The sequence below is a fragment of the Brevibacillus sp. AY1 genome (genome assembly GCF_029870785.1).
Lineage (GTDB): Bacteria > Bacillota > Bacilli > Brevibacillales > Brevibacillaceae > Brevibacillus > Brevibacillus invocatus.
Genome location: NZ_JAFLPN010000012.1, coordinates 118,358 through 128,467 on the forward strand (window position 1 = coordinate 118,358; position 10,110 = coordinate 128,467).

9 protein-coding genes and 1 pseudogene are annotated in these 10,110 nt (G+C 50.7%); 8 read left to right on the forward strand and 2 right to left on the reverse strand.

Annotation, left to right across the window (positions count from 1 at the left end; genetic code table 11):
• Positions 1–7 precede the first annotated feature (7 nt).
• The 3 genes from JZI27_RS12420 (at position 8) to JZI27_RS12430 (ending at position 2,602) form a co-directional block, all read left to right on the forward strand.
• Positions 8–823 carry an alpha/beta fold hydrolase gene (locus tag JZI27_RS12420; protein ID WP_280207680.1) on the forward strand — a complete coding sequence of 272 codons (816 nt, stop codon included), beginning with the start codon at positions 8–10 and terminating at the stop codon, positions 821–823.
• Complete coding sequence (nadX, locus tag JZI27_RS12425; protein ID WP_122910377.1) at positions 824–1,606, forward strand: aspartate dehydrogenase; 783 nt, start codon at positions 824–826, stop codon at positions 1,604–1,606.
• A gap of 219 nt (positions 1,607–1,825) precedes the next feature.
• Complete coding sequence (locus JZI27_RS12430) at positions 1,826–2,602, forward strand: IclR family transcriptional regulator (RefSeq protein WP_122910378.1); 777 nt, start codon at positions 1,826–1,828, stop codon at positions 2,600–2,602.
• A 74-nt stretch (positions 2,603–2,676) separates the two neighbouring features.
• On the opposite strand, the pseudogene JZI27_RS12435 reads toward JZI27_RS12430, so the two are convergent.
• A pseudogene (locus tag JZI27_RS12435) lies at positions 2,677–3,177 on the reverse strand (SDR family oxidoreductase); the annotation flags it as partial.
• Positions 3,178–3,302: 125 nt separating this feature from the next.
• Here JZI27_RS12435 and JZI27_RS12440 point away from each other — a divergent pair.
• The 5 genes from JZI27_RS12440 to JZI27_RS12460 all read left to right on the forward strand — a co-directional run bounded on the left by JZI27_RS12440 (position 3,303) and on the right by JZI27_RS12460 (position 8,772).
• Positions 3,303–3,590, forward strand: coding sequence for a DUF2325 domain-containing protein (locus tag JZI27_RS12440; RefSeq protein ID WP_122910379.1), 288 nt, complete (start codon positions 3,303–3,305; stop codon positions 3,588–3,590).
• A gap of 200 nt (positions 3,591–3,790) precedes the next feature.
• Entirely contained in the window at positions 3,791–5,383 is a 1,593-nt protein-coding gene (locus JZI27_RS12445) for a long-chain-fatty-acid--CoA ligase (protein WP_280207681.1), read from the forward strand.
• Between the two features lie 186 nt (positions 5,384–5,569).
• A complete protein-coding gene (locus tag JZI27_RS12450) occupies positions 5,570–6,460 on the forward strand; it encodes a serine hydrolase (protein WP_122910381.1) in 891 nt (296 codons plus the stop codon).
• Positions 6,460–7,878, forward strand: coding sequence for a serine hydrolase domain-containing protein (locus JZI27_RS12455; protein WP_280207682.1), 1,419 nt, complete (start codon positions 6,460–6,462; stop codon positions 7,876–7,878). Before JZI27_RS12450 ends, JZI27_RS12455 begins: the two co-directional genes overlap by 1 nt.
• Before the next feature lie 171 nt (positions 7,879–8,049).
• On the forward strand, positions 8,050–8,772 hold the full coding sequence (locus JZI27_RS12460) for a 3'-5' exonuclease (protein WP_122910383.1): 723 nt from the start codon (positions 8,050–8,052) through the stop codon (positions 8,770–8,772).
• 40 nt (positions 8,773–8,812) lie between these two features.
• Here JZI27_RS12460 and JZI27_RS12465 read toward each other — a convergent pair whose 3' ends face one another.
• Positions 8,813–9,781, reverse strand: coding sequence for an MraY family glycosyltransferase (locus tag JZI27_RS12465; RefSeq protein ID WP_251244480.1), 969 nt, complete (start codon positions 9,779–9,781; stop codon positions 8,813–8,815).
• Between the last annotated feature and the right edge of the window lie 329 nt (positions 9,782–10,110).

The window sequence follows — 10,110 nt, forward strand, 5'->3', positions numbered from 1 at the left end:
GATCGATATGCCATTTACACAAGTAGGTTCGCTTTCGATTCATTATCAGACAGCCGGTGAAGGCGTTCCCCTCATTCTTTTGCACGGCCTCGGAAACAATTCCCAGTCCTGGTCCAGACAGTACGCAGGACTCCAGGATTCCGTTCAGGTCATCGGCTGGGATACGCCTGGCTACGGCCAAAGCTCGGACCCTGATCCGGAATTCCGTACATTTGGGGAGCTGGCAGATCTATTAAAAGGATTTCTGGATTCCCTAGGTTTGGACAAGGTCTATCTGCTGGGTCATTCGATGGGAAGTACAGCGGCGATGGAGTTTGCTGCCAAGTATCCGCACTATTTGAAAGGTCTCATTTTGGCTGCAAGCACGCGCGGAGGTGCGACTAATCCAGAGACAAACGAGAAGAAGCTGAAGGGTCGTCTGAACAACATCGAAAATCTGCCGCCAGAAGAATTGGCAGAGCTGCGCACGCCTGCGATGTTTTCTCCGTATGCAGCACCAGAGCTGATTGCTGAAGGCAAACGAATCATGTCCCAGGTGCGCCTGGCTGGCTACCGCTCTGTGGCTTATTCACTGTTCCATGCGGACCAAACGCCGCTGCTGGCTTCCATCCAAGTACCAACACTGTTGATCTGTGGGGAAGATGACGGTGTGACACCTGTGCCGGAATCTGAGATCGTGCATCAGGGAATCACCGGATCGACACTGAAGCTGATCCCGAGAGCGGGACATCTGTGCTACATGGAGCAGCCAGAGCAATTTAATGCCTTGGTGCGGTCGTTCGTGGAGGAGCGCGAAGCGGCGGCCAAGAAAGGGGAAGCTTAGATGAAAATTGGGATTATTGGAGGAGGAAGCATCGCGACCTTCCTTTTGCAAAGTATCAATGTTGATCGAGTACTGCCTCATTGTACCGTTGAGTCGGTTTTGGTACGCCGTCCTGAGGTTGCCGAGGAATGGGAGAATCGCTACGGCGTCAATGGCTATCAGGATCTGAATGCCTTTATGGATTCGGGCATTGACTTGGTCGTAGAAGCCGCTACTGTTCAAGCTGTACAAGAGTATGCGGAGAAAGTCATCGCAAAACGCAAGGACCTGGTCATCATCAGCGTGGGAGCACTGGTGGATCAGGAGCTGTATCAACGACTGAACGATAGCTGTCGTCAGTCCGGAACGCGCATCATGCTGCCATCCGGTGCGATCGGGGGGCTTGATGTTATTCACTCCGCGATGAGCTCAGGTCAGCTGGAATCCGTGTCCCTGACTACACGCAAGCCGCCGCTATCCCTGATTGGACGAGAAGTGGAGATCGAGGAAGTCGTCTTCGAGGGAACGGCAACAGAAGCGATCAGCAAGTTCCCCAAAAACATCAACGTTGCGATTGTTTTATCTCTTGCCGGACTTGGCAGCGACAAGACAACGGTCAAAATCGTGGCTGATCCACAAGCGACCAAGAATACTCACTGCATTGAGGCAGTGGGAGCTTTTGGGCGGATGACAATTCAACTGGAGAACGATCCGATGCCATCCAATCCAAAAACCAGCTATCTGGCTGCGCTGAGTGTGCTCTCTTCGCTGAAAAAGAAAACGGAATACATTTCGATTGGCTAACACCATCGGAAGGGTTGAACGAACCTAGAGCTTTTCAGATGGGGATTCGTACCAAAGTTAGGAGCTTCGTTAGAGAACAGCTTCGTCGCATTTTAAGGGCGAAGCTGTTGACTTCTGAGAGTTTTCCAGTTCGCACTTGTTACGTACCCGCAAGAAAGACTACAATAGGAAGCAAACCACCTATTGCACGTTCCTTAGTGAAAGGAGTAACAAGCGCCTATGTCGAAAACGGAAAAAGACCGTTACCTTTCGAATTCTCTTATTAGAGGATTGGAAATATTAAAAATGTTTGATGCCTCGACGCCTACTCTGAGTTTGGTGGAGATTGCTTCCCGGATGGGAGTGAGTCGTACGGTTCCCTTCCGATTCCTCTATACACTGCAGCATCTGGGTTACCTGTATCAGGACGAGATCACCAAGCGTTATCAGCTTACACCAAAAGTCATGGATCTGGGCTTTGCCTACCTCAATACCTTGCAGCTGCCCGATTTGGCCAGACCATATCTGGAAAAGCTTCGCGATCAGACGGGAGCGTCTGCTCATATGGGCATCCTGGACGGCCATGAGGTGGTCTACGTCGCACGTGCGGCTACCAGCACGAGCTTTTCGACCTTGAATGTCATGATTGGCTCACGCTTGCCTGCACATGCCACCTCGATGGGGAAAGTCCTGCTAGCCTTTTTATCGAAGGAAAAGTTGCAATCCTGGAATGATACAGTGAATCTTCCCTCTTTTACTAGTCAAACCAAAACCATGCTGCTTGATTTGAAGCAGGAATTGGAAGATATTCGCCGCAAAGGCTATGCCATCAGCAAGGAAGAATTCGAGATCGGCATTTGCTCCGTAGCGGTTCCGATATTTGATCGTGATGGACAGATTATCGCAGCGATCAACGTCGCAGCGCCAACCAGTGTGTTGAACCCTGACATCCTGGAATCGCAAATCGTTCCGGTAATCTGTGAGACAGCGAAATCGTTGTCCGGATACGCGAAGTAGAAAGAAAGCCAGAAGCAAAAACCGCTGTTGCGAGCTGACAGCGGTTTTTTGCATGCGCTTTATGTTCGTTCGCGTCAACGGTACCCAGCAGCATTCGCTGGTTTCCCGGCATTCTGCACTTCAGCGATATACCGGAACGCATCAGGCCTTGAGCCGTCCAGATCGCAAAAGCCGTACACTTGTGCCAGCTGACCGCTTGAAAAAGATTGACCATTCCAGCGCGCGACCTCCGGATCAGCGGCTAAAGCGGCAACGGCACGCCCTACAAAACGCGGCGTTTCCGAGATGACAAAATGCGGCTCTTTTTCGGTGGCGTCACGCCAGTTAGCTTCGGTAACACCAAAGTGATCGAGCATGATTTCCGAACGCATCCAACCCGGAGTCACGGCTACGGCCGTGCAAGCATGCGGGGAAAGTTCATGGGACAATGATTTGGCCATACGGATGACAGACGTCTTGGCTAGATCGTAGAACAGGGATAAACGGTAGTTTTGGTCGTTGTATTCTGCCGTTCCGTCGGTGATCTCGACAACCAGGCCGTTTTTGTTGCGAATTAACAAAGGCAGGCTTCCATGCGGTTAGAAAAGGTTGGCTAACCAAAAACGTTCATGCTATAATACATACTAAACAACTCGGAATAATATAGATTAAGATGACAACGCACTCAGGTTCATGAAAAATCGGAGGGGAGGAAAAGAAAATGGCAGGTGTCCTTGTTATTGGTGGAGATAAAGTAGGGGCAATCGAAAACATGCTGCAAGAGAAAGGATTTCGCAATGTGTACCACGTGTCCGGCAGAAAAAAATCAGAGGTAAAGGCCATGATTCCAGCGGACACGGAGCTGATCGTCGTCTTTATCAATTTCGTCAACCACAATCTTAGTAAAAATATTAAAAAGCTGGCGAAGCAAAAGCAGGTGCCGATCGTCTTTTGCCGCAGATCGTGTGAAGCGGTATCCTTGTCCATGTACGAACCGGTGATCAGTTGAAAATCATCTGCTGTTACATAGAAGAAGCAAAGGTGGGCAAAAAGGAGCATTTCCGTGAAGAGGTTCCCTGTTCGAGGCAGGAGAGATCACGGGGATGTTCCTTTTTTTTACATGTAAGCGCTTCAGCAAGAGGAATTAAGCCTATTATGATTGAATTATATATACAGAATCAGCCTATCACGTGAAAGGGAGTGTTGTTGATGTCACAGCTAGACATGACGCAGGTAACCTTGCCAGAAGTACTGGAATCCACCTGCGAGCGCTACCCAGAGAGAAGTGCTGTTTATTTCAAGGGAATGCAGATGGATTATCAGACGCTGACAGAACGTGTGCGTCGCTTTGCAGCAGGATTGCGTGATCTGGGAATTGAAAAAGGGGATCGAGTAGGGATCATGCTGCCCAACTGCCCGCACTTTCCAATCGCGTATTACGGGATTTTGCAAGTAGGAGCGATTGTGGTCCAGATCAATCCGATGGCGGTCCCTGCTGAACTCGAGCATTTCCTGGGAGACTCCGGAGCGAAAGCCATCGTGGTGTTCGCGCCGCTGCTTCCTGTGATCGATAAGGTGGCACAAGCAGCCAGCCTGAAGAAAATCGTCGTAGAGCTGCCGCCAAGCGGTGTAACATATAGTGGAAACAACATTCTTTTCGAAGCCTTGTTCGCATCAGGAGAATCCTTGCCCCGCGTTCCCTTAAGCACAGATGACATCGCAGTGCTGCAATACACAGGAGGGACGACTGGCCGATCCAAGGGTGCGATGCTCACTCACGGCAATCTCGTCTGCAACGCTTTCCAGATCTCACAAATTCTGAAGGCTTCCAAGGATGGAGAGGCCGAGGACGATCAGGATCGCATCCTGACGGTTATTCCCCTCTTTCACGTATATGGCATGACCGTGTGTATGAATATGGGAATCATAGACGGTTCGCAGCTGATTATGCTCCCTCGCTTTGATCGGGACGAGGTTCTGGAGACCATCCGAGATGCCAAGCCAACGCTTTTCCCAGGAGTGCCGACGATGTACGTGGCCGTGAATGCCTATCCCAACGCCGCTGAATATGGACTGTCCTCGATTCGCTTTTGCCTGAGCGGATCTGCGCCGCTGCCCGTAGAGATTATCAAGGAATTCACGGCAAAGACGGGAAGCACGATCATGGAAGGCTATGGCTTGTCTGAAGCCTCTCCGGTGACGCACTTCAATCCGATCGACAAGCAAAAGCCAGGATCCGTAGGGAAAGCCATTTTACACACGGAGTCCAAGATCGTAGATTTGCAGGACGGAAAGAGCGAGCTTGCGCCTGGTGAGGTTGGCGAGCTGATCATTCGCGGACCGCAAGTCATGAGCGGGTACTGGAACATGCCGGAAGAAACCGAGAACGTCATTCGCGACGGCTGGCTGTACACAGGGGATATCGCATACAGGGACGAAGAGGATTACTACTATATCGTCGATCGCAAAAAAGACATGATTATCGCTGGAGGCTACAACATCTACCCGCGTGAAGTGGAAGAAGTTCTGTATCAGCACCCGGCTGTAATGGAAGCTGTGGTCATCGGTGTACCGGATGCCTATTTGGGTGAGAGTGTGAAAGCCGTCGTGGTTCTCAAGGCAAACGCCAGCCTGACAGCAGAAGAGCTGAACGCATTTTGCCGCGAAAACATGGCCGCCTACAAAGTTCCCCGTCTCATCGAATTCCGGGATTCCCTGCCGAAAACAGCGGTTGGTAAAATCCTGCGCAGAACGCTGCGTGAGCAGGAGCTGGCGAAGACGGCTGCCGAGCAGTCGGAGTAATAGAGCTAAAATGAAGGTGACCCACAGGCATTCGAACTGCTTGTGGGTCTTTATGTGGAACAACCACCCAAGCTTGACCGAGATTCTTTTCTTCTATTGAACATCAAGGATAAATCTTCCTCCATGTCGAAAAGAAGGAGTAACGATGTAGAAAACACCGAGATAAACGAATGGAGGCAAAAAGTCATGAAGTGGCAACAGGTGATTGATGAGGTATTGCAGGAGGCGCAAGGGGAATTTGGCGTAGCGGTCACCCATCTGGAGTCTGGTGAGACAGCGGGGCATCAGGCAGATCAGCTATTCCAGATGGCTAGTGTCTTTAAGATTCCGATTATTGTGACATTGATGCGGGATGTCGACGCAGGGAAATTCAGGCTGGATCAACGCGTTACCTTGCGATATGAAGAGCGGGTACCTGGTTCAGGTGTATTGCAGGAGCTGGATTCCGGTGCTGCCTTGACTGTAAAGGACTTGGCGATGCTGATGACCATTGTCAGCGACAACTATGCCACTGACATGCTGATCAACCTCGTCGGGTTGGAAAATATAGAGGCTCACATGCGGGAATTGGGACTCAGGAACATCTATCTGCCTCAGACTACCTGGCAGCTGTTAAATCGCTGTGTAGGGATGGAGGAACCGTCTCCCTCACCTGCAGGATTCGCTGAATTTGAGCGTAGGGAAGAGACGGGAGACTATGAATTGATGTTCGATGTGGGAGAGCCTACGACAGCGAACAATGTTGCGTCACCCGCTGACCTGAATCGACTGCTGACGATGGTAGCAAAGAAAGAGATCCTAAGTGAAGCATCATGCGATCTGATTCTCGATATTTTGCGCCGTCAGCAGTACAACAGCCGACTCCCCCTTCTTCTGCCAGAAGGAACAAAGGTCGCGCACAAGACCGGTACGGTGAATGGCGTCGTGAACGATGCGGGCATCATCTATCTGCCAGATGGCAGGGGGTCGATCGCGATCACGGTCTTGTCCAGGAATGTAGCCGAAAAACAAGCGGCAGAACGCACAATCGCACAGGTGGCGAGAGCCGTATACGATCAGGCGATGGGAGGGGTATGATGATGCAAGCATGGGCTGAAGCTTTTGAGGAATATGCGAAAAAACTGCTGGAGGAATCAAAGGTTCCCGGTGCGGCAATTGCGGTTGCGCGTGACGGAGAGTGGATGTATCAGCAGACATTCGGTGAACGGGATCGGGAGCAGCAATTGCCGCTTTCGATGGATACGGTATTTGGGATCGCTTCCGTGACCAAATCCTTTACGTGTGTAGCAATCATGCAGCTTCAGGAGGCGGGGAAGCTGTCCGTCACCGATCCGGTGGTTCGCTATTTGCCAGAGTTTCATTTTTTGAACGACGCTTATACCCAAGCCATCACGATCGAGCATTTTATGGCGCACACACCGGGCATGCCGCCATTGCCTTATTTAGATGGGGCGATGAAGCGCAGCATGGAGCATGACCCTGCCATTATCGGGACTGAGGCGGAAGAGGAGCTGAAGACCGTTCCTTACCTGGATACCTATGAAGAGGTGCTGGACGCAATAGCGAAGTGGGAGGGTACCGGTTTGGGTGCTCCGGGGACCGCGTTTAGCTACAACAACGATGGGTATGGGCTGCTTGGCGCGATCATCGAGCGAGTGAGCGGACAGAGCTACGAGCAGTACATGACCGAACATATTCTGCAGCCGCTTGGGATGACGAGAACGGTTTTCGCGGTGGAAGAATTGCCGAACCAAGAGGATGTCACGACCCTCTACACGCGGAAAAAAATCGATGGAGAAGAGCAAGTGATCGCTGCTCCGATCTGGCACGATGCCCCCGCGATGCGAGCTTGTGGATTCCTCAAGTCTACGGTTCGTGATCTGATGAGGTATCTGGAGCTGTTTCGTACAAGCGGAGAGGCACCCGTAAGCGGCGTGCTGTCGAGGGAGAGCATCCAGCAAATGACGACCCCGCACGCCAGATGCGACGGGTATCGCTCCTACGGCTACGGCTTGATGATCTCTCCTGCTTTTCCTGATGGACTATTGATCGAGCATGGAGGTTCGCTGAAAGGAATCAGCTCTCATGTGTTTACGCAACCGGATACAGGACTTAGCGGAGTAGTGCTGACCAATGTGGATGGCGTACCTGTTCGCGACCTCGTATTAGGTATTCTCAACACGATCTCCCATAAACCGGCAGACGCGCTGGTCTATCCGATCGAGAGCTGTGAATTGTCAGCGGAGCTGCACACCGATTATGTGGGCTTGTTCAAGTCACAGGAATGGATGAAGGTAGAGATCGTGAGCAAAGAGCAGGAGCTGTATTTGAAAGCGGACGACGGCATGTATCCGCTCATCCCGGTACAAAAGGACAGCTTTGTGTTCAAGCGCGGCCGCTCTGCTGTCTGGATTGACTTCAGCCGTTCGGACGAGGGAAAAGTCGAGCGGATGAGCTATTCGCTGCGGCAATTGACCAAGGTAGAGAATGCATAAGTAGATCGCTAGTAATAAGAAATCAGCCGCTTTCCTCATTCAGAGGGGCGGCTGCATTTGATTTCCATAGCGAGGTTGTTTATCTTGGAGTTGAAAGGTGAGCCATTTATTTTGATTTTCTACCCCTGTAACCGTCATAATAGAAGTATTACGCTCAGGATGTGATTACGCATGCAAATCATCGTATTTGATCTGGAGACTACACTTACCTATCAAAAAAACAAGATACCGGAAATCATCGAAATCGGAGCGGCCAAGGTAGTGCCTGGAAAAAACGGAGTGGAGGTAGACACCTTCCAGCGGTATACCTTTCCGGCTATTGAACGAAGAATTTCTGAGCGAACCTGCCATTTTATTGGATTGGATAAGGAGAATTTGCCAGATTTTATCCCTTTTCAAACAGCCTTTGCAGATTTTCTGGAGTGGATCGGCACGGACTCAGAGTACTATTTGTGCACGTGGGGCAAAGACGATAAGCGACTGATGATCGAGCATTGTGCCAGGTTCGGGCTCCCCTTTGACTGGCTGCAAAACTACAACGACATCCAGCCTCCGATCAGCATGCTGCTCGCCGAGCGCAAGCAGATGGGACTTAAAGATGCGATTGATGCAGCCGGAATCGTCCAGGAAGGCAGGCTCCATTCGGCATTGGTAGACGCTATACATACGGCACATCTGTTGATCAAGTACAACAACATCGTTCATCTGGTCAAAAATACGCCAGAAGAAAACTATACGATGTCCAGCTCTCTGTATGTCACCTGCCGCTCCTGCAAAAAATCAAAGTATTATACAGCGTTTGGTCGCAAAAGCAGAAGATGCATTTCTTGCATGCAGCGCAGAAAGAAGCTGGAACAGGCAGCAGCCGATCCGGCACTAATCGAACAGAAATAAAGGAAAATGCCGCCGGGCGATGGACCCAGACGGCATTTTTTTATACCCCTAACAGGAGCAGAATGATCGAGGTCAGGCTAAAGCAGACACTGATCAGACATAGAAAGGCGACGACCTGCTTTGGATTCAAGCCCGATTTCAACAGCCGGTAATGAACCTGGGTGGCGTCAGCTTGATAAATCGGTTTTCCTTGTATCAGGCGTTTGGTTACAACGAACAGATTGTCAAAAATCGGGACGCCCAGAGCCAGGATCGGAATGAACAGGGAGAGGACAGTCGCTTGCTTGAAGGCCCCATCCAGCGCAATCACGGCCAGTATAAAGCCGAGGAACGTAGCGCCCGCATCACCCATGAAAATCTTGGCTGGCGGTTTGTTGTAACGCAGATAAGCCAGAGATACCCCGACCAGACTGATCGCCATCACGGCTGACGTGCTCTGTCCTTTGGTCAAGGCGACTACAAACAGCGTACCTGCCGAGATCGCCGTCAATCCGCCAGCCAGTCCATCCATCCCGTCAGAGAAATTGATGACCGTCGTCACACCGAAAATCCAGAGAATCGTCAGGATAAATTGCAGCCAGACCGGGAGCAGGATGTACTCGCCGCTGAGTGGATTGTAAAAGCCGGAAAAGGTAATGCCCGACAAATAGACAATCACGGCTGCGGATACCTGGACAATCAGCTTGGGCAGTGCAGGGAAATCCTTGCCCTGTGTTTTGTACCAGTCATCGATCGTTCCGATGGTCAAGAGCAGTAGAGAACCGCACAAGACCGCGATGGTCTGGCTGGCTGACTCTTTGGAAAAAAACAGAAAGGAAACGGCAAAGCCGATGAAGATCGCATAGCTGGCTGTAAGCGGAATCGGCTCCCGATGAATTTTTCGTTCGACATCTTTCCTAGGCTTGTCCACAAAATCCAGCCTGAAGGCCAATCTACGCAAGGGAGGAATCAGGAGCATCACGATGCAAAAAGAAACAATAAATGATAGCGCGTACTGAATCGGAATCATCTCCTACACAACACGAGAGCTGTTTTTTCTCATACCTCTCTATTATAGGCAGAAAAAAAGGGGTTGTCGACATCTGGAAAAACAACCCACTCAATGCTGGACATTGTCTGTTTCTGTTGATGACTGACCGGGTGTCTTTCTGACTCGTATCCAATCGACCAACAAATAGATTGCAGGGATCAATTCAGTGATGAACAGAAAGACAATTTCACCATGCAGCAAGAGATGAGCGAGCTCTGTCTTCGTTTTGACCATGACGGTTTGTCAAGCCAAGTGCGACAGAGCTTCCAAGAATGATTCGTGAGCGGTTTTCCAGCCTAAACATTTTC